This is a genomic window from Solwaraspora sp. WMMB335, from assembly GCF_049179075.1.
Classification (GTDB): Bacteria; Actinomycetota; Actinomycetes; order Mycobacteriales; family Micromonosporaceae; genus Micromonospora_E.
Genome location: NZ_JBMHMF010000001.1, coordinates 5,881,945 through 5,901,364 on the forward strand (window position 1 = coordinate 5,881,945; position 19,420 = coordinate 5,901,364).

The following is a 19,420-nucleotide window of genomic DNA, read 5'->3' on the forward strand; positions in this document are numbered from 1 at the left end:
CGGATCGAGCCGGAGGCGGTCGCCTTCGGCTCGATCCATGCGGGTGCCCAGGCTGCTGCCGGCCGCGACCGCGCCGACGGCCGACACTCTCCACGAAGTGATCGACACTCGCCACGAAGTGATCGACTCCGACACGAAGGGGCACACAACGGTGGAACAGGCTTCCCCGCCTCGGGACAAGCCACGGCTGGTCTTCTTCCGGATGCTCCAGCCGGACCTGCCGGGATTCATCCAGTTGCACCTGCGCGAGCAGGTCGACTGCCTGGCTCAGTTCTTCGACGTGGTGGTCGTGACCGAGGAGTGCGACTACGGCGAGATCTGCGAGCGCTACCAGCCCGACCTGGCGTTGTTCGAATCCGGGGCGTACGCCGGCAAGCGGCGGATCGTCAACACCGCCGCCCACCCGCAGGTGCCCAAGCTCGGGTTCGTCCACTCCGACGCGTACTGCCTGTCCCGGGCGGCCTCGATCTCGGACATGGCGCAGTGGGGCGTGGAGAGCTTCGTGAGCATCTCGGTCGCGATGGCGGAATACACCCCCGAACTCGCCGACGACATGTTCGTCTGGCCGAACTTCGTCGATCCGCAGCTGTACCGCGACTACGGCGGCGCGAAGGTGGTGCCGGTCTTCTTCGCCGGCAGCCAGGCGATCCACTACCCCTGGCGCAACCGGATCCACCGTACGGTCACTGCGGCGTACCCGTCGCTGACCACGCCGCACGGCGGCTGGTTCAGCAACCGCAAGTCCGCCCGGATGATCTTCGGCGAGCGGTACGCCCGGATGCTCAACGCCTCCCAGGTGGTGCCGACCTGCGGCACCATCGCCAAAGAGGTGGTCCGCAAGCACTTCGAGATCCCGGCGGCCCGGTCCTGCCTGCTGACCGAACGCGCGGCGTCGGTCGAGGCCGCCGGCTTCGTCGACATGGAGAACTGCGTCGTCGCCGACGAGCACGACGTGCTCGACAAGCTGGATCACCTGTTCGAGCATCCCGACGACCTGGCCCGGATCACCGACGCCGGCCACCGGCTCGTGCACACCCGGCACACCGCGGCCCAGCGTGACGAGATCTTCCAGTGGTACACGCTGCACCGTGAGCTACGACCTGGGCAGCGGATCCGGCAACCACGGCCGTTCGCCCCGCTGGAGATCGTGGATGCCGCAGTCGCCGGTTCCCCGGTGATCAGCGGCGGGCTGGACCGGACGTTGCTCGCGCGAGGGGACGAGGCGCTGCGCCAGGGCCGCTACGACGAGGCGGAAAACCTCTTCCGGCAATGCCTCAACTACCACTTCATGGCGGAGCCGGTACTCCGGCTCGCCATCTGCGAGTTGCGCCGCGGGCAGGCCGTAGCCGCCATCGACTGGCTCAACCAGACGATCGAGGGCACTCTGCTCACCCACCGTGCCGCCGAGCCGGACCCGGTCGAGTGGGCGTACCTGGTCCGGGCCTTGCTCTGCGCCGGTCGGTTGGCTGATGCCACCGGTCGGGCGCGCCAGTACCCGGGCCTGCGGCATCCGGAACTCGACCGGATCCGGGTGGCCGCCGGTCTGCTCGCCGGCAGCCCGGTCGGGGTCGACGATCGGCCGGTGCGTCGCTCGGTGCACACCGTGCCGGAGACCGGGCTGGCGCCATGGCTCACCGAGCTGTGCACGATGCTCGACGCCGCCGGTCAGCAGCGGCTGGCGGCCAGGCTGCGGGACCACGCCGTCACGGTCGACAGGTTCGAACCGGTGGTGGGCGCGGTCGAGCCGGGCGGCCAGGCCGAACCGGTGCCCGGCGGCGGGCGGGCCAGCCGGCCGGCCGAGATGCTGGCCAAGGGACGCCTGCTGGGACGCAAGGTGCAGCGCCGACTCGACTACGAGCTGAGCCGGCGGCGGGCCCGTAGCCAGCCCTCGGATCCGTTCACCCTGCGGATCGCCGCGCTGGCCGAGAAGGAGGACGTCAGCTCGGCCCTGCTGTTCGACCCGCCGGCCGGTGCCGAAGAGGTCGACGTGGCGCGGGAGGCGTTGGTCGGTGGGCTGCGGGCCAACCCGAACCGCCCGCTGATCGTCACCGCCACGCCGAGCGGTACCGCCTGTGCCCAGCGGGGCGACGAGCGCGTCACCGCTGCGCTGCCGGAGATCACCGCCCGGTACGGACTGGCTACCGTGGATCTGGTGTGGATCGCCGATCCCGGCGCGGGAATCGAGGCCCCGCTGCCCGAACAGGTGTTCGGCGCTGACTTCGTGATCGTCAGCTACCTCAACGGGGCAGCCGGTTTCGCGCTGTGCCGTCGACTACTGGCCGATCCGCGATACCTGTTGCTCGAGCACGATCCCGGTCATGACTCGGGGTACGCCATCTTCCGCCGGTTCGGCCCGTCGGCTGCACCCCGTGATGCCCAGGAGGAGCCCAGTGTCGAGTCCTGACCAGCCGCCGCCGTCCCCTGCCGGTCAGTCCGACACCGCCGGGCTGGGTGGCCGGGTCCGCCGGGCGATCGCCTGGAGCGCGTTCAACAACATCGCCATCCGGTTGGGCAGCTTCGGGGTGAGCATCCTGCTCGCCCGACTGCTCGCGCCGAGCGAGTTCGGCGTCTACGCGGTCGCGCTCACCGTGCAGACCATCGTGGTCGCCTTCGCGGAGCTGGGTCTGTCCGCGGACCTGATCCGCAAGGGCAACATCGCCGAACGCGCCGGCACCGCGACCACGGTCGCGACCACCAGCAGCGTGCTGCTCGCCGTCGGCATGTTCCTGCTCGCCGGTCCGATCGCGACCGCGATGGGCAGCCCGCAAGCGACCTCTGTCGTACAGGTGATGTCGCTGACACTGATCCTCAGCGGCTTCTCGGTCGTGCCGTACGCGGTGCTGCATCGCGAGTTCCGCCAGTCCGCCCAGATGTCGGTCGACGGACTCAGCCTGGTGCTCAACGCGGTGGTCACGGTCGGCCTGATCCTGCTGGGCTTCGGTGCGATGGCGCTGGCCATCGCCCGGGTGGTGTCGCAGGCCGGCGCGTGCGCGTTGCAGTTCTGGCTGGCCAGGGTCTGGCCCCGGTTCGGGTTCGACCGGCTGACCGCGATCGAGCTGATCCGCTTCGGGATGCCGCTGGCCTCGGCGAACGTGGTCTCCTGGGCGGTGATGACGGTCGACTACATGATCGTCGGTAGTGCGCTCGGCTCCGTGCTGCTGGGTTACTACGTGATGGCGTTCAACATCTCCAGTTGGCCGATGGGCGCGCTCGGCGCGGCCGTGCGCGCCGTCGCCCTGCCGGCTTTCGCCCGGCTCACCGTCGCGGCGCAGCGCGCCCGGGCGTTGCACGCCGCGGTCGCGCTCAGCTGGGCCGGGGCACTGCTGGCCGGGGTGCTGCTGTCCGGACTGGCGAGCGTGCTCATTCCACTGGTGTACGGTGCCCGCTGGCTGCCGGCGGCGGCGGCACTGGCCGGACTGGGCCTGTTCGGCGCCGTACGCGTGGTGACCGACCTGCTCAGTTCGTTCCTGATCGCCGTGGGCGCACCGCGTAGGGTGCTCTGGGCCCAGTTGGTGTGGCTGGCTCTGCTGGTGCCGGCGATGCTGGTCGGCGTCGATCGCTGGGGCATCGCGGGCGCCGGTTGGGCCCACCTGGTGGTCATGCTGGTCGTGATCCTGCCGTTGCACCTGGTGCTGGTCCGGCCGTACGGGGTGCGGCTCGGCCCGGTTCTCGGCTACCTGTTGGTGCCGGTGCTGGTGGTGCTCCCGGCCGCCGCCCTCGGGATCTCGGCGGCGGACCGGATCGACAACCTGTTCCTGGCCCTGCTCGCCGGTGGCACGATCACCACCGTACTGTTCCTGGCACCGCTGGCCCGGTGGCTACCACGTCGGCTCCGGGAGCTGCGCCAGACGGCCGCTGAACCGGCGGCGGAGCCGGAGCGGGCCGAGCCGGCACTCGTCGCCACGGCGTCATGAACCACCGCGTCGTGAACTGCCGTGCGCCCTATCTGTCCGAGAGACGTCCGTCGGTGACCGGTGGACTTTGTACTGTGGAAAGGCGACCAGCGTGAACAGCGACCGGAGTGCATCGAACGGGCGGCTGACCAGCAAGTCCGTCGTCGTGGCACCGGTGCCGGGAGTCACCGGCGAGCCACCGACCGTATCGGTAATCATTCCCTGCTACAACTACGGCCACTTCCTGCCCGAGAGCGTGCCGAGCGCGCTGTCCCAGGAAGGCGTGCAAGTCGAGGTGATCATCGTCGACGACGCCTCGACCGATGACAGCGCCGCCGTGGCGGAGAAGTTCGCTGGCGCCGACCCACGGGTCCGGGTCGTCCGGCACCAGAAGAACACCGGTCACGTCGTGGCGTTCAACGACGGCCTCGCCGAGGCCAGCGGGGCGTACATCCACCGGTTGGACGCCGACGACCTGCTCACCCCCGGCGCGCTGGCCCGCGCGGTGGCGCTGTTCGAGCACCAGCCCTCGGTCGGGCTGGTCTACGGTCACCCGAGCCACTTCACCACCTCACCACCGCCGCCGGCGCGTACCCAGGTCCGCAGCTGGACTATCTGGTCGGGCGGGGACTGGATCGCCGAACGCTGCCGGCGCGGCGTCAACTGCATCACCACCCCGGAGGCGGTGGTCCGGGCCAGCGTCGTCGAACAGATCGGGCCGCTGAGCCTGCGGTTGAAGTTCGCCCAGGACATGGAGTACTGGCTGCGGGTCGCCGCGGTGAGCGACGTCGGCCGGATCGACGGCGCGGATCAGGCCTGGCACCGTGACCACGCAGCGAGCATGAGTGTGACCACCGGCGCTGGTCAGCTGCTCGACCTGCGGGAACGTCGGACGGTCTTCGAGACCGTCTTCGACGGGCCCGGTGGTCGGTTTTCGGACGCGACGGCGATGCACCGGACGGCCCGGCGGGCACTGGCCGGTGAAGCGCTGCAGATCGCGTCGCACGCCTACGACCGGGGGCGCACCGCTGAGGTCGATGTGGACAGCTTCATCGCCTTCGCCCGGGAAACCTTCGCCGATTACCAACAGCTTCCGCAATGGCGAGCGCTGCAGCGGCGCAGCCGGGTAGGTGCCCGGCTGGCACCGGTGGTGCCGCCGTTCGCGGCGAGCGTGGTGTGGCGTCGGGTGCAGCGCGAGGTCCGGTACCGCCGCTGGGTGCGGGCCGGCGTATGAGCACCGGTGACGCAGACGAGCGCCCGCTGCTGGTGGTCTGCGCGGGTACGCCGTGGGACGGACCGGCCGGTTCCGACCGGCTGCTCACCACCGCGCTGACCCGGTACGCCCGGGTGCTGTGGGTCGACCCGCCGGTCTCGTTGGCGAACCCGGCCGCGCTGCGCCGGGCCCGCGTCGTGCCGGAGTTGGTCCAGGTGCATCCCGACATCACCCGGATCACCCCCGTGGTGGCGCCGCTGCACACCCGCGCCGGCATCCGCCACCTCACCCCGCACCTGGTGCGTGGGCAGATCGCTGCCGCGCTGCGCCGGCTACGGGCCCGCCCGTACGCGGTCTTCGACTGCCGGCTCGGCCGGATGCTCGGCGGTTGGGGTCCGCAGGTGCGCAACGTCCTGTACGGCACCGACGACTTCGTGGCCGGCGCGCAGTTGATGGGCCGGCGGGTGGCGCAGGTCGAGGCCGAGGAACGGGCCGCGTTGGCCAGTGCCGACCTGGTGCTGGCGGTGTCGACCACGTTGGTCCGGCGGTGGACCGCGATGGGCGCCTCGGTGTTGCTGGTGCCCAACGGGGTGCAGACCGCGGCGTACCGGGATCTCGACACGGTGACTCCGGCGGCGGACGTCACCTTGACGCCGCCGATCGCCGGGGTCGTCGGGCATCTGTCCGCCCGGATCGACATCGACCTGCTCGACCTGGTCGTCGACGAGGGCTGCTCGTTGCTGCTGGTGGGCCCGTACGACCCGCGTTGGGAGCCGGAACGATTCCACCGGCTCTGCGCGCGTCCGCAGGTGCAGTGGGTCGGTCCCCGGCCGTACGAGCGGATGCCCAGCTATCTGCGGCACATCGACGTGGGATTGACCCCCTACACCGACACCGCCTTCAACCGGGCCGCGTTTCCGCTCAAGACGCTGGAGTACCTCGGCGCGGGGCGGCCGGTGGTGAGCACCGACCTGCCGGCGACGCGATGGCTGGACACGGATCTGATCTTCGTAACCGCCGATTCGTCCGAGTTCGGCAAGGCGGTTCGGGAGATGGCGGTCCACCCGGTGGATCCGGCGGCGGCGGTGCGCCGGCGGGCGTTCGCCGAACGGCACAGTTGGCCGGCACGGGCGGCGTCGGTCGCGAAGGCGATCGGGCTGCGCTGAGCCCCTGGCCGGCTGAGCCCCCTGGCCGGCTGAGCCCCCTGGCCGGCTGAGCCCCCTGGCCGGCTGAGCCCCCGGGGACCGGCCGAACCGGGCCGGTGTGTCGGCTACCGGACAACGGACTGGTCATCACGGAAGGTGACTGTCTAAAACGGACAATTTGTCCTGATATGAGCTGTTACGCTGGATGCTGCGGAACGTGTTGAGTTGATCACGTCGAGGTGTCCAGGAGGGTGTGGATGGCAGCGACCACCGGCACGGCGGGCCGTCGTCCGTCGGCCCGAGCCATCGCTGTTCTGACGGTGGTCACCGTCGTCGCCCTGCTCGCCGGGGTCGCCGTGGTGCGGTTACTCGCCGACGCCGGACTCGGGCGCCCCGCGGCCAGTGGGATCGGCCCGGGTACGACGGCCAGCCCGGGCGGGCTCGGTGCCCGCCTGCGGCCGGTCGACGGGGGAGCGGACTTCTACTCACGGTTCAGCCCGTCGCTGCCGGCGGACCCGGAGTTCTTCCCGATCGGGGTGTGGCTGGAGAGCGTCGTCGACCCGGTCGACACCGAGACCGATGCCGCCGCCGGCATCAACACCTACGTCGAGCTGGCCGGGGGCAGCAACCTCGATCTGGTCCGGGCCGCCGGGATGTACGCGATCACCAGCTCCACCGACGCAGCCCACGGCGAGGAGACCGTCGGCTGGTTCATCTCCGACGAGGCGGACATGTGGGCCGGGCCGGGGGACGACCCGTGGACCGGCAACTACCCCGGGCAGGGCGACATCTGCCAGCCCGCGGACGGCCGCTGTGGCTATACCGTGCAGCAGCGCTCCGTCGACGGGCTGCCCACCGACGACCGGCTGCGGATGGCCAACTACGGCAAGGGCGTCGCCTTCTGGCAGGACGACGCCCAGGCCGCCCGGTTCGTCAACGACTACGCCGACATCGTGTCGATCGACGCCTACTGGTTCACCGACGGCGCGATCTGCGGGCACAGCGAGGGAGCCCGCTACTTCGACCCGGACCGGCTGGTGACGATCGACGGAGTCCAGCGGATTCCGGCCGAGTTGTGCCATCGCGCAGCCAACTACGGCGCGACGATCGATCGGGTCCGGCGCCTGGTCGAGCCGACGGGCAGCAAACCGGTGTGGAGCTTCGTCGAGGTCGGACAGCCGCTCGGCGAGGAGAGCTACCCGTCGATCACCCCGCAGGACATGACCGCCGCTGTCTGGAGCAGTCTGATCCACGGTGCCCGGGGCATCGTCTACTTCAACCACAGCTTCAGCGGACCATGCCAGACCCAGCACGCGCTTCGGGAGCCCTGCTACGCCGCGATGCGGGCGGCGGTCACCGCGGTCAACGCGCGGATCACCCGGCTCGCGCCGGTACTGAACGCACCGTACGCCGACGGGGTCGCCGAGGTGTCCGACGGTGTCGACCTGGCCACCAAGTGGCATGACGGCCACTTCTACCTGCTGGCCGGGTCGGCGGGTGCCAGCGTCGCCGAAGCCACCTTCCAGCTGCCGTGCGTCGGTGACGCCCGGATCGAGGTGCTCGACGAGGACCGCGCGATCGTCGCCGAGGAAGGCACCTTCACCGACTCGTTCGTCGACGGCAACGCGGTGCACATCTACCGGGTCGACGGCGGGTCGAGCTGCGGCGCGTACTGACCGAGCCGCCCCGCCCGCCGATCGCGCGGCCCGTCGCACCGGCAGCCAGCCGGTGACCGGAGGTCAACCGGCGAGTTCGGCCATCGCGGCGCGGCGCACCGCCATCGGCGTACGCGACTTCGCCGAGATCATCACCGCGATGTCCGCCGGGCCTACCTTGCCGAGAAAGTCCCGGATGCCGACGTCGTCCAGCGGAACCTCGGCGGAGTAGTCGTGGCAGAGCATGTCGTCGGTGGCGTTGCCGGTCGCCGGTGAGCCCAGCACCTCGTCGAGGTACACCCCGTAGAGAATCTCCTCGGAGAAGTGCAGTTGTGCGCCGATGGCGGTCGGCCACGGCTGTCCGGTGACCTCCTGCACCCGGGCCAGCAGACTTCGCACCAGTCGCGGATCCCACGGCGCCGGCCAGCAGATGTAATCGGGCAGCGGCAGCGTCGCCTGCGTCGGCAGCCCGAGCAACTGCCGGGACACCTCGTGCCAGTGCACGTGCCGGGGCAGCCGTTGGTCGATCTCGTCCGGCTTGCGGTAGAACCGGACGACGTCTGCGGCGCAGAACAGGCTGGCGTCGAACGGTCGAATGAACTCGATGTCGGAATCCACCAGCAACACCACGTCCGCATCGGAGCGGGCGGCTGCGGCCAGCTTGACGATCTGCTGGGTGATCCAGCCCCGCAGCGGCGGGAACGGCCGCCGCAGGTTGACCCAGCCGTTGACCCCCGGCACCGCGACCAGCGAGCGGGGGAGAAACTCCGCTACCGGATGCACCTGCACCCGTGGCCCGGCCAACTGCCGGAACAGCGCCAGGTCCCGGCGGGGCACGATGATCTGCTGCCGGACCGTCTCCGGCGTGTGCGCCAGCACCGACCGCTGCAGGTCCGCGCAGAGCTCGAAGTCCGGGGCGAAACTCGGCGTGATGATGTCCAGCCGCTTCATGCGGTTCCTTCCTCGTTCATCAGGGCGCTCGATATGCAAGCCGGGGGATGTGCCGTCACCGGATGACGGCCGGTGACCAGGCATCGTGCACCAGCACCTGCGGCGTACCGGTGCCGTCGGCCGGCACCCGCCAGACGTCGCTGGTCGCCGCCGTCCCGCCGCCGGTCCGCGGCAGGCCGTAGATCACCTCGTCGTCGTCGAGCCACTCGACCTGGTCGTCGACGCTGCGGTTCTCGGCGAGCAGGGTCTCGGTGCCGGTGGTCAGGTCGTAGACCGCCAGCCGCCACTGTCCCGGCGGCAGGTCACCGCGCTTCTTGAACACCACCCGGGTGCCGTCCGGTGACAGCGAGGGGCATTCGGCGTCTTCGCGCAGCGCCGTCACCCGCCGGGCGCTGATGCTCCCGGACACCAGCCAGGTCCGTGCGCCGGAGGCCGCGGTGGCGTAGAACCGGTCGTCGTCGGCGAACGTCACGCCCCACAGGTTCTTGTCGACGGCGGTGACCGGCGCACCGTCGACATAGAGCGGAAACTCCTCGATGTCGCCGATCACCTCGCCGCTGGTCCGGCTGATCACCGTACGGGTGGAGAACTCGCCCGGGTTGGTGTACGAGTCACCGGCGACGAACGAGGTGGTCGCCGCGAGCGTGCCGGTGCGCGAGAGCCTGGCGCGCGACGGGATGCCGGTCAGCGGCAGGTTTTGCTTCGGCGCGAACTCGTCGTCGAGCAGCTGGGCCCGGTAGACGGTGAGCAACCCGCGTTCGGCCGACAGACAGATCGTCTCCGACCGGGTCGCGTACACCCGCTCGCAGGGCGCCCCGGTCAACGCCCGGGGCCCGTCCGGATCCGCCAGCGGCGTCATCGCCACCTCGCCGTACCCGGTGCCCAGCGCGGTGGAGCGGAACACCAGGTGCGGCTGCGCCCGTACCGAGGCCAGGTCGGCCCGGGTGGCCACCGGTGACGCCTGCGCCCGCACCTGTGCCTGCGACTGGCGGACGTGCCACACGTAGCCGCCCGCGCCGAGGACCGACATCAGCACCACAGCCACCAGCACGATCAGCCGGGCCCGCAGGCCGGTCACGACCCCGACCCTGATCCCGCGTCGGGGGCGGCGTCCACGCCGCTCAGCAGCCATCCGGCCAGCGGGATCCCGCCGGCCAGCGCGACCGCGAAGACCAGCACCGCCGAGCCGGACCCGAGGACGCTCCACAGCAGGCCGAAGGCGAGCGAGGAGGCGAACCGGGTCAGCACTACCATCGTCTGCGCCGCGGCGATCCCGCTGCCCCGGGCCGCCGCCGGCACCAGCCTGGCGACCAGCGCGGGCAGCACTCCGTCGGTGGCCGCGTAGAAGACGCCGAGCAGCAGCAGCACCGAGGTGGTCAGCCAGAGACCGCCGGCCGGGGCGGCGGCCAGCAGGTAGCAGGCGAGCAGCGCGCCGTGCCCGGCGACCATGACCTTCGCCCGGCCCACCCGGTCGGCCAGCCGGCCGAACGGCACCGCCAGCAGCAGGTACGCCACATTGGTACCGACGAACAGCAGCGGGAAGTACAGCGCGGCGAAGTCGTCCCGGTCCTGCAGCGTCAGGTACAGGAACCCGTCGCCGACGGTCAGCAGGCCGAGCAGTCCGGCGGCCAGCAGCGGCCGGCGCAGGCGGGCGCCGGTCACCTCGGCCACCATCCGCCGTACGCCGAGCCGCGCCGCGCCGACCGCGGTCGGGATGTTCGGCACGAACAGCACCAGCACCGCCAGCCCGACCAGGCCGAATGCGAACGACACCAGAAACACCGAGTCGTAGCTGGCCGGAACCGCGGCGAGCAGGGCGAACGCGACCAGCGGGCCGAGCGCGGCGCCGACGGTGTCCAGCGCCCGGTGCACCCCGAACGACCGACCCAGCATCGCCGGATCCGAGGATGCGGCGATCAGCGCGTCCCTCGGTGCGGTGCGCAGCCCCTTGCCGAGTCGGTCGGTGGTGATCACCGCCGTGATCGCGGCGAAGCCCTGCGCCGGGAGCATGGCGATCCGGCTCACCGCCGACGCGCCGTACCCGGCCACCGCCACCCACTTGGGCCGCCCGCCCCGGTCCCCGGCGTAGCCGCCGGCGATCCGGACCAGCGCGCTGACACCCTGGTAGATGCCGTCGACGAAGCCGTACGCGACCGGACTGAGCCCGACCACGGCGGTCAGGTACAGCGGCAGCACCGAGGCGACCATCTCCGAGGAGACGTCGGTGAGCAGGCTGACCGTACCGAGCAGCAACACCGTGCTGGACACCCGCCAGCCGAGCAGCCGGCCGGTCCTGCCACCGGGCCGGCCGGCCGGCCCACCCGACGGCTGGCCGGGGGAGTCCCCGGCCGGCCGGTCCCGCACCGTGACGTACATGACTGGCCCGACCCGGTCAGCCCGCCAGCGCGGCGGCCAGCACTTCGACCACCCGCTCCTGCGCCGCGGCGGTCAGCTGCGGGTAGATCGGCAGCGACAGCAACTGCGGCGCGGTCGACTCGGCGTTCGGGAACGAACCGGCCGGATAGCCGAGGTCGGCGAAGGCGGGGGTCAGGTGCACCGGCACCGGGTAGTGGATGCCGGCCCCGATGCCGGCGCCGTTGAGCGCGGCCAAGACCCGGTCGCGGCGGGCACCGGTGCCGTCCCCGGGCACCCGTACGCAGTAGATGTGCCAGACGTGCTCGTTGCCGTCCAGCGTCACCGGCCGGACCACGTCCAGCCCGGCCAGCAACTCGTCGTAGCGGGCGGCCACCGCCCGGCGCCGCGCGTTCCAGTCGGCCAGCCGGGCCAGTTTGGCCCGCAGCACCACCGCCTGCAGCCCGTCGAGCCGGCTGTTCATACCGACCACGTCGTGCACGTACTTGCGGACGCTGCCGTGCGCGCCCATCCGCCGTACGTCGGCGGCGATCCCCGCGTCGGTGGTCACCACGGCACCGGCGTCGCCGTACGCGCCGAGGTTCTTGCCCGGGTAGAAGCTGGTCGCCGCGATCCCCAGGGCGTCGGTGCCGCTTCCGTGGCCGGTGCCCGCAGCCGCACCGTGCCGGGTCGCGCCCTGGCACTGCGCCGCGTCCTCCACGATCGCGATGTCCCGGCCGGCCAGCCCGGTGCGCAACCGCTCCACCTCGGCGAGCTGTCCGTACAGGTGCACCGGGGCGATCGCCCGGGTCGCCGGGGTGACCGCCGCCAGCGCCGCGTCCACGTCGACCAGGTACGTGTCCGGGTCGCAGTCGACCAGCACGACCTTCGCACCGGTCCGGGCCACCGCCTCGGCGGTGGCGATGAACGTGTTGGCCGGCAGGATCACCTCGCTGCCCGGGCCGACGCCGACCGCACGCAGCGCCAACTCCAGCGCGTCGGTGCCGTTGGCCACCCCGACACAGTGCGGCACCCCGCTGAACGCCGCGTACTCGGCTTCGAACCCGGCGACCTCGGCACCGCCGATGAACGCGGTGTCCGCGATGACCCGTTTGAAACCGGCGTCGACTTCCTCGGCCACCTCGGCATGTGCGGCGGCCAGGTCGACGAGGGGGATGCTGGTCACGGGTGACTCCTCAAGCTCGAACGTGTAGCAGGTTGATCGGTGGGGCGCAGGAACCGGGCCGGGTTGCCCACCCAGACCTCACCGGCGGGTACGTCGCGTAGCACGACCGAGCCCATGCCGATCTGCGCCCAGGCGCCGACGGCGACACCCTCGCGCAGCAGCGCGCCGGCACCGACGTACGCGCCTTCGCCCAGCACGGCGCCACCGCCGAGGCGAACCCCGGAGGCGATGGTGGCGAACGGCTCGACCACGTCGTCGTGGGTCAGCACCACCTGGGGCATGACCGCCACGTGCGCGCCGACACGCACCTCGGCGGTCAGGTCGACCCCGGCCAGCAGCACGCTGCCCGGTCCGACCGTACAACCGGTGCCGATCCGGGCGGCCGGGTGGACCAGGGTGGCGTACCGCCGCGCCGGCAGCCCCAGCCGCTGGACCAGCCGCTGCCGGGACCGGTAGTTGCGGGGGTTGCCGACGCAGATCACCACCGCCGCGTCGGGCAGGTCGTCGACCAGCCCGGTGCCGCCGAGGACCGGGACGCCGACCCGCTGCGTACCGTGCAGCGCCGGGTCGTCGTCGAGGAATCCACGCAGCCGCCAGAGCGGGGCACCGGGCGCGGCGGCGTTGATCGCCGCGACGGCCGCCGCGGTCTCCCGGGCGAAGCCGCCCGCGCCGATGATCAGCAGGTCCCTCATCGGCCGGCCAGCTTGCGCAGCACCGCGACCACGTGCTCCTGGTCGGCCCCGGTCAGCGCGTGGTGCAGCGGCAGGATCAGCGAGTCGCGGGTCAGCCGCTCGGTCACCGGCAGCGGGGCCGGGGTGACGTGCGCGTACGCCGGCTCCAGATGGGCGGCCATGATGCCGCGCCGGGCGGAGACCCCGGCCGTGGCCAGCTCGGCGAGCACCTCGTCGCGACCGACGCCGTACGCCGGATCGATCAACACCCAGAACGACTGGAAGTTGGTCTCGCCGTACGGCGGGTCGGTCACCGGCACCAGCCCATCGATCCCGGCGAGCAGCTCGTGGTAGCGGGCCGCCATCGCCCGCCGGCCGGCGACCAGGCCGGGCAGCCGGCCCAGCTGGACCAGCCCGACCGCGGCCTGGATGTCGGTCATCCGGTAGTTGAACGCGGTTTCCAGGTACGCCTCCAGCACCGGCTGGGCGCTGGCGTGCCGCTCGGCGGCGGAGACGTTCATTCCGTGCTCCCGCAGCCGGCGCAGCCGGGTCGCGCCCTCGGTGTCGTCCAGGGTGAGCATGCCGCCCTCCCCGGTGGTGATCACCTTGCGCGGGTGGAACGACCAGGCCGAGACCGCTGCCCCGGTGCCCACCGACCGCCCGTACGCGGTCGAGCCGGCGGCGCAGGCCGCGTCCTCGATCAGCGGGACACCCCAGGACGCGGCGGCGGCGCGCAGCGCGACGGTGTCGAACGGCATGCCGCCCTGGTGGACCGCGATCACGGCCCGGGTACGCCCGGTGCGGACGGCCTCGATAGTGGCTACCGTCAGATTGCCGGTGGCCAGGTCGACGTCGGCGAAGACCGGCTCGGCACCGGCGTGGCGGACCGCGTTGGCGGTGGCGATGAACGACAGCGAGGGGACGACCACCTCGTCGCCGGGTCCGACCCCGTGCAGCACCAGCGCCAGATGCAGCGCGGTGGTGCAGGAGCTGACCGCGACGCCATGCCCGGCGCCCACGGCGGTGGCGAACTCACGCTCGAACTGGGCGACCCGGGGGCCCTGGGCGACCCAGCCGGAACGGATCGCCGCGGCGGCGGCCTGCTCCTCCTCCTCGCCCAGCATCGGCAGCATCACCTGGATGCGGCGAGGGCCGGCCTGAGGGTCCGCCTGGGGGGCGGCCTGAGGACTGGCCTGGGGGGTGGCCTCATTCATGCCGGCTGGCTCCAGTTCTTCAGCTGCATCCGCTGCAGGGCGGCCGGCTGTTCACGCAGCAACCGCTGGAAGTACTCCAGGGTGTGCCCGATGCCTTCGGCCAGCGACACCCGGGGAGCGAAGTCGATGCTCTTGCGCAACTTGGAGGTGTCCACCCAGAGCCGGGGGACATCGGCCGGCCGGGGCGCTTCGAAGACCGGGCGCAGGTCGGTGCGACCGACCGCCGCCAGCACGGTATCGGCCAGCAGCCCGATGCCGAGCTCCTCGCCGTAGCCGAGGTTGACCACCTCGCCGACGAGTTCGGTCGACTCGGCGACCCGGGCCAGCGTCTCGACACAGTCGCCGACGTACAGGAAGTCCCGGGTGACGGTGCCGTCACCGAACACCACCGGTGGCTGCCCGGCCAGGGCACGCAGGATGAACCGGGGGATCACCTCGCCGGAGTCGCCCTCGAAGTGCGACCGCGGCCCGTAGTTGTTGAACGGGCGTACGCAGACCACCGGCAGGTCCCAGCACTCCCGGTAGGAGCGGGCGTAGTGCTCGCCGGCCAGCTTGCTGCTGCCGTACACGGTCAGCGGCCAGGGGGTGGTCTCCTCGGTGATCGGGAACTCCAGGGCCCGGCCGTAGATCTCCGACGTCGAGACGTACAGCAGCCGGGACACCTGCGCGGCCCGCGCCGCCTCCAGCACGTTGAGCGTGCCGAGCGCGTTGACCTGGTGGTTCTCCACCGGGCTGTGCAGCGAGTGGCGGACCCCGAGACAGGCCAGGTGGAACACCACGTCGACGCCGGCCAGCGCGTCGTGGCAGGTCTGCGGGTCGCAGATGTCGCCCTCGATCACTCGGATCGACTCGGCACCGGGGAAGTCCAGGTTGTCCCGGGTGCCGTTGCGGAAGTTGTCCAGCACGACGACCTGGGCACCGAGCGAGACGAGATGCTCGGCCAGGTGCGAGCCGATGAATCCGGCGCCGCCGGTCACCAGCACGGTGGCACTGCTCAGGTCGACCGCCGGGGCGGGGCCGCCGGCCGGGGATGCGCTCATGCGGGGGTCTCCTCGGACTCCTCGTCGAGTTCGATCATGGCGCCACCAGCGGCCAGGCTGCGGGTGGCGGCTTCCAGGACGGCCAGCACCCGCAGGCCGGAGCGGCCGTCGGTGAGGGCCGGGCTGCCGGTGCGGATCGCCCGGGCGTACTCCTCGACCATGGTGCGCAACGCCTCCCGCTCGGTCAGCGCCGGGGCGACCATGTCGCCGGAGCGGTACGACACCAGCATGTCGCGACGCGCCTCGGTGCCGAGCTCGTCCGGCGCGGCCACGTCGACACCCCGGTCGAACAGGGCGAGCCGCTGGCTCGGGTTGAGATCGTCCCAGACCAGGGTGCGCTTCGAACCCCCGACGATGGTGGTCCGGATCTTCACCGGGGACAGCCAGTTGACGTGCACGTGGGCGATGGCACCGGTGTTCAACCGGAGGGTGAGGTAGGCCACACAGGCCCGGCCGGCACCGATGCCGTCGGCACCGTGCGCGGCGACCGCCACCGGCCGGATGCCCGGCGGCAGCACGAAGTCGAGGATCGCCAGGTCGTGCGGGGCGAGGTCCCAGACGACGTCGATGTCGCGCTGCACCAGGCCCAGGTTGATCCGTACGGAGTCCAGGTAGTGCAGTTCGCCCAGCTCGCCGGAATGCAGCATTTCGCGGATCCGCAGCACGGCCGGGGTGTAGCAATAGGTGTGGTCGCACATCAGCGTCAGGCCGCGTTGCTCGGCCTCGGCGACGAGTCGCGCCCCGTCGGCGTGGCTGGCCGCGAGTGGCTTCTCGACCAGCACGTGTTTGCCGGCCCGCAGGGCGGCGAGCGCCACGTCGAGATGGGTGCCGGCCGGTGTGGCGATGGCCACCGCGTGCACCGTGTCGTCGGCGAGCACCGCCGACAGGTCGTCGGTCGCTCCGACGGTCGAGTAGCCGCCGAGCACCGCACGGGCCCGGCCGAGATCGAGGTCACAGAGCCAGCGGAGCCGGAAGGCCGGGCTGGACATGAAGTTGCGGACCAGGTTGGGGCCCCAGTAACCGGCGCCGATGACGGCTACGCCGATGGGTGCGTCCGGCGTGGCAGGCGGAGGAGTCACGCAAGATCCATTTCGTCAGGGTCGGGCAGGATCCGAAGAACAACCGGCGGACAGCGTCCACCGGAACCGGACAGGATCCACCGGCGGCCGGCGGAGAGGGTCCGTCCGGGAAGCTACCCAGCGTTGCCGGGCTGACGCTAGCGCTGTGACGCAAACCCGGCACAACCGTGCGGTCACGAGGTACCTTCGTCGACCCGGCTCCACCTGTCGGCCAGTCTGTGACCGGAGGGTCGGTTTGCCGACATCGGCGCTGCCGACGACCCCGTACCGTGTCCGGGCGCGGTCGCCGGTCGTGCGACACTCCCGCCTGGGCGGGGTCAGACCGCCGTCAGGGGAGGGGATCAGCACGATGGATGCAACATCATCGCAGGTGGAGGCCGTTGCCGCCGGCCAGGCGGCGGCCGCCGCTGACGAGTCGGCCGCGGTCGCCGAGTCGGCCGACGTCTCGCCCAAGGCGAGCATCGGGGCCGGCACCCGGATCTGGCACCTGGTGCAGGTCCGCGAGGACGCCGTGGTCGGCCGCAACTGCAACATCGGCCGTGGCGCGTACGTCGGTCCCGGGGTGCGTCTCGGTGACAACGTCAAGCTGCAGAACTACGCCCTGGTGTACGAGCCGGCACGGCTCGACGACGGAGTCTTCGTCGGGCCGGCGGCCGTGCTCACCAACGACGAGTACCCGCGGGCGGTGACCCCGGACGGCCGGCTGAAGACCGGCGACGACTGGACCGCCGTCGGCGTCACCATCGGCACCGGTGCGGCGATCGGCGCCCGTGCGGTCTGTGTCGCTCCGGTGCGGATCGGCCGTTGGGCGATGGTGGCCGCAGGTGCCGTGGTCACCCGGGACGTACCGGACTTCGCCCTGGTCGTCGGGGTACCGGCGCGCCGGGTCGGCTGGGTGGGCCGGGCCGGCGCGCCGCTGACCGCCGCCGGCGACGGGCGGTACGTGTGCCCGCGCACCGCAACCGGCTACCTCGAACGCGACGGCCGGCTCAGCGAGCTCGGCGAGGAAGACCTCCGGTAGGAATCAGGCGCGGGTACGCTGCTGTGGCTCGGTGGCACCAGCGGCTACCGTCTCGGCGGTCTGGTCGACCGACACGGCTTCCGCCGGTACGGCATCGACCGACAGCGTGTCCGGCGGCGGTGCCGGGGTGTCCTCGGCCCGTTCGGCCGGCTTCCGCCGCTCGGCCAGGCGCTGCTGTTCGGCTAGGCGTTGCTGTTCAGCTAGGCGCTGCTGTTCGGCGGCCAACTCGGCCCGGACCGTGGCGAGCACCCGGCGGGCCTCGTCGGACTCCTGCCGGCTGAGTACGGTCTGGTGCCGCAGGTCGGCGAGGGACTGCTGAGCCTCGGCGACCTCCTGCAGTACCTCGGTGAGCTGTTGCCCGGCGGCGACCACCTCGCGTTGGGCGGACGCCACCTGCTGCTGGCTGCTGGCCAGCTGCCGTTGCGCGATCGCCGCGTGTTCCTCGGACAGCCGCCGGACACTGGCGGCATGCTCGTCGGCACCGCCACGCGTGCTCAACGCGTACTGTTCGGCCTGCTGGCGGATGGTGACCGCCTGTTCCTCGGCGCGGGCCCGTACATGGGTGGCGTACTCCTCAGCCTCCCCGCGCTGGTTGGCGATGATCTCCTGTGCCGAGGTCCGCCACTGCTCGACCTCCTGCTCGGCCGCGGCACGCGCGGCGGCGACCTCCGTCTCGACGGCGCTACGCTGCTCGGCCAGTTCCTGTTCGAGGCCGCTCCGCCGGCTGGCCAACTCTTGATCCAGCTCGGCACGGGTCCGGGCGACGGTCGCGTCGGTCTCCGCGTGGGTACGGTTGACGTACTCGGTGGCCTGCTCGACCGCTTGCGCGGCCTCTCGTCGGGCGGCGTCGGCTGCGGCCTGGCCGTCGGCGCGGATGTGCTCGGCGTCCTGGCGGGCGGCCGCGATCGCCGCCTCGGCCGCGTCGCGTAGGTTGGCCGCCTCCTCCTGCGCCGCGTCGACCATCCGGCTGGCTTCCATCCGGGCCTGGGTCACCAACCGCTCCGCCTCGGCCCGTGCGTCGGACAGGGCCCGGTCGGCGGCCTCCTGGGCGGTGCTGACCGCGTCGGCGGCCTGCTCCTGGGCGGTGGTGACGGTGTCCCGGGCCTCCCGTTGCGCGGCCTTGATCGTCTCGTTCGCCTCCCGTTGCGCCGCGTGGACCGTGTCGCTTGCCTGCTGCTGGGCGGTGGCGATGACCTGATCGGCCTCCTCCCGGGCAGCGACCAGTGCGGCTTCCGCGGCCGTTCGGAGGTTTTCCGCCTCGTCGCGCGCCGTGGCGAGGGTCGCTTCCGCCTCGGCGCGGCGGGCGGCGTTCGCTTTGTCCTCCTCGGCGCGGCGGGCGGCGAGCGCCAGCTCGAAGTCCCGGATCGCGGTGTCGGCCTGCTCGCGCGCGTCCGCCAGGACCTGCTCGGCTTCAACCCGCCGGGCGTCGATGTCTGCGGTGGCGGTGGCGCGGATGTCCTCGGCCTGGTCCTCGGCGAGGGCGAGGATCTGTTCGACCCGCGGACCCAGGTGCCGGAACGAGACCTGGTCGATGAAGCTCGCCTCCCGCCTGGCGTCGGTCAGATCGGCCTGCAACTGCTCGATCTGGGCAGCCAGCGTGTGTAGCTGCACGTACGCCTGTTCACGCTCGGCGCCCAGCGCGGCCAGCTCCTGCTCGGTGCGGGCGATGTAGCGGTCGACCTGCCGTTTGTCGTACCCCCGCAGAGCCAGCTCGAAGTCCGGGCCGGACCTGGTGTCCCCGCCGAGTGTGAAGAGTTCTTCGCCTTGCGCCATGGCTCCATCCTCACACGCAGCGCCCCGTTCCGGGGCGATACCCATGCTCCTGACAGGACGCGCGTCACTTTGGCGGAATTGCCAGGTGTGAGCCATTCGTCGGGTGGGTATGCCGGAACGGCGGACCCGCCCTGGTGCCCCGGATTCAGGGCGGTGCACGGCGGAGTCGGGGCGGCGCACGGCCGGGTTCGGGTGGCACGCCGAAGGCCGCGCCGGGGACCCGGCGC

General features: G+C 71.9%; 15 protein-coding genes. 6 read left to right on the plus strand and 9 right to left on the minus strand.

The features are described from left to right. Positions 1–37 precede the first annotated feature (37 nt). The 5 genes from ACN27F_RS25625 to ACN27F_RS25645 all read left to right on the plus strand — a co-directional run bounded on the left by ACN27F_RS25625 (position 38) and on the right by ACN27F_RS25645 (position 7,927). A complete protein-coding gene (locus ACN27F_RS25625; protein ID WP_421437696.1) occupies positions 38–2,404 on the plus strand; it encodes a glycosyltransferase family protein in 2,367 nt (788 codons plus the stop codon). Beyond that, positions 2,391–3,914, plus strand: coding sequence for an oligosaccharide flippase family protein (locus ACN27F_RS25630; protein ID WP_421437698.1), 1,524 nt, complete (start codon positions 2,391–2,393; stop codon positions 3,912–3,914). Before ACN27F_RS25625 ends, ACN27F_RS25630 begins: the two co-directional genes overlap by 14 nt. A 91-nt stretch (positions 3,915–4,005) precedes the next feature. Next, positions 4,006–5,127 (plus strand): glycosyltransferase family 2 protein, encoded by a 1,122-nt coding sequence (locus tag ACN27F_RS25635; protein WP_421437699.1) that lies wholly within the window; start codon positions 4,006–4,008, stop codon positions 5,125–5,127. After that, positions 5,124–6,272, plus strand: coding sequence for a glycosyltransferase (locus ACN27F_RS25640; RefSeq protein WP_421437701.1), 1,149 nt, complete (start codon positions 5,124–5,126; stop codon positions 6,270–6,272). The genes ACN27F_RS25635 and ACN27F_RS25640 overlap by 4 nt, the downstream gene beginning before the upstream one ends. Before the next feature lie 236 nt (positions 6,273–6,508). After that, positions 6,509–7,927: a hypothetical protein gene (locus ACN27F_RS25645; RefSeq protein ID WP_421437703.1), complete on the plus strand. Its 1,419-nt coding sequence runs from the start codon at positions 6,509–6,511 to the stop codon at positions 7,925–7,927. A gap of 63 nt (positions 7,928–7,990) precedes the next feature. Here ACN27F_RS25645 and ACN27F_RS25650 read toward each other — a convergent pair whose 3' ends face one another. The 8 genes from ACN27F_RS25650 to ACN27F_RS25685 are packed head-to-tail and all read right to left on the minus strand — an operon-like array spanning position 7,991 to position 16,399. Beyond that, positions 7,991–8,857, minus strand: a complete 867-nt coding sequence (locus tag ACN27F_RS25650) for a DUF6492 family protein (protein WP_421437704.1) — start codon at positions 8,855–8,857, stop codon at positions 7,991–7,993. Positions 8,858–8,912: 55 nt separating this feature from the next. Further along, positions 8,913–9,935: a TolB family protein gene (locus ACN27F_RS25655; RefSeq protein ID WP_421437706.1), complete on the minus strand. Its 1,023-nt coding sequence runs from the start codon at positions 9,933–9,935 to the stop codon at positions 8,913–8,915. After that, positions 9,932–11,233, minus strand: coding sequence for an MFS transporter (locus ACN27F_RS25660; RefSeq protein ID WP_421437708.1), 1,302 nt, complete (start codon positions 11,231–11,233; stop codon positions 9,932–9,934). Before ACN27F_RS25660 ends, ACN27F_RS25655 begins: the two co-directional genes overlap by 4 nt. A gap of 16 nt (positions 11,234–11,249) precedes the next feature. Next, positions 11,250–12,395 (minus strand): DegT/DnrJ/EryC1/StrS family aminotransferase, encoded by a 1,146-nt coding sequence (locus ACN27F_RS25665; protein ID WP_421437710.1) that lies wholly within the window; start codon positions 12,393–12,395, stop codon positions 11,250–11,252. Next, positions 12,392–13,087 carry an acetyltransferase gene (locus ACN27F_RS25670; protein ID WP_421437712.1) on the minus strand — a complete coding sequence of 232 codons (696 nt, stop codon included), beginning with the start codon at positions 13,085–13,087 and terminating at the stop codon, positions 12,392–12,394. Before ACN27F_RS25670 ends, ACN27F_RS25665 begins: the two co-directional genes overlap by 4 nt. Further along, entirely contained in the window at positions 13,084–14,280 is a 1,197-nt protein-coding gene (locus tag ACN27F_RS25675) for a DegT/DnrJ/EryC1/StrS family aminotransferase (RefSeq protein ID WP_421437713.1), read from the minus strand. The genes ACN27F_RS25670 and ACN27F_RS25675 overlap by 4 nt, the downstream gene beginning before the upstream one ends. Then, on the minus strand, positions 14,277–15,320 hold the full coding sequence (locus ACN27F_RS25680) for an SDR family NAD(P)-dependent oxidoreductase (protein ID WP_421437715.1): 1,044 nt from the start codon (positions 15,318–15,320) through the stop codon (positions 14,277–14,279). The genes ACN27F_RS25675 and ACN27F_RS25680 overlap by 4 nt, the downstream gene beginning before the upstream one ends. Continuing rightward, the gene (locus tag ACN27F_RS25685; RefSeq protein ID WP_421437717.1) at positions 15,317–16,399 is read right to left on the minus strand and encodes a Gfo/Idh/MocA family protein; all 1,083 of its coding nucleotides are present in this window, start codon (positions 16,397–16,399) and stop codon (positions 15,317–15,319) included. The genes ACN27F_RS25680 and ACN27F_RS25685 overlap by 4 nt, the downstream gene beginning before the upstream one ends. Positions 16,400–16,769: 370 nt before the next feature. Here ACN27F_RS25685 and ACN27F_RS25690 point away from each other — a divergent pair, with 370 nt between their 5' ends. Continuing rightward, the gene (locus ACN27F_RS25690; RefSeq protein ID WP_421437718.1) at positions 16,770–17,420 is read left to right on the plus strand and encodes an acyltransferase; all 651 of its coding nucleotides are present in this window, start codon (positions 16,770–16,772) and stop codon (positions 17,418–17,420) included. Between the two features lie 3 nt (positions 17,421–17,423). Here ACN27F_RS25690 and ACN27F_RS25695 read toward each other — a convergent pair whose 3' ends face one another. After that, complete coding sequence (locus ACN27F_RS25695) at positions 17,424–19,193, minus strand: hypothetical protein (protein WP_421437719.1); 1,770 nt, start codon at positions 19,191–19,193, stop codon at positions 17,424–17,426. Positions 19,194–19,420 lie beyond the last annotated feature (227 nt).

What these genes read in the sequence shown, in the direction of transcription:
- ACN27F_RS25660 (WP_421437708.1), bottom strand. Translation starts at nt 11,233, where the DNA reads ATGTACGTCACGGTGCGGGACCGGCCGGCCGGGGACTCCCCCGGCCAG.
- ACN27F_RS25640 (WP_421437701.1), top strand. Translation starts at nt 5,124, where the DNA reads ATGAGCACCGGTGACGCAGACGAGCGCCCGCTGCTGGTGGTCTGCGCG.
- ACN27F_RS25625 (WP_421437696.1), top strand. Translation starts at nt 38, where the DNA reads ATGCGGGTGCCCAGGCTGCTGCCGGCCGCGACCGCGCCGACGGCCGAC.
- ACN27F_RS25680 (WP_421437715.1), bottom strand. Translation starts at nt 15,320, where the DNA reads ATGAGCGCATCCCCGGCCGGCGGCCCCGCCCCGGCGGTCGACCTGAGC.
- ACN27F_RS25650 (WP_421437704.1), bottom strand. Translation starts at nt 8,857, where the DNA reads ATGAAGCGGCTGGACATCATCACGCCGAGTTTCGCCCCGGACTTCGAG.
- ACN27F_RS25695 (WP_421437719.1), bottom strand. Translation starts at nt 19,193, where the DNA reads ATGGCGCAAGGCGAAGAACTCTTCACACTCGGCGGGGACACCAGGTCC.
- ACN27F_RS25645 (WP_421437703.1), top strand. Translation starts at nt 6,509, where the DNA reads ATGGCAGCGACCACCGGCACGGCGGGCCGTCGTCCGTCGGCCCGAGCC.
- ACN27F_RS25670 (WP_421437712.1), bottom strand. Translation starts at nt 13,087, where the DNA reads ATGAGGGACCTGCTGATCATCGGCGCGGGCGGCTTCGCCCGGGAGACC.
- ACN27F_RS25675 (WP_421437713.1), bottom strand. Translation starts at nt 14,280, where the DNA reads ATGAATGAGGCCACCCCCCAGGCCAGTCCTCAGGCCGCCCCCCAGGCG.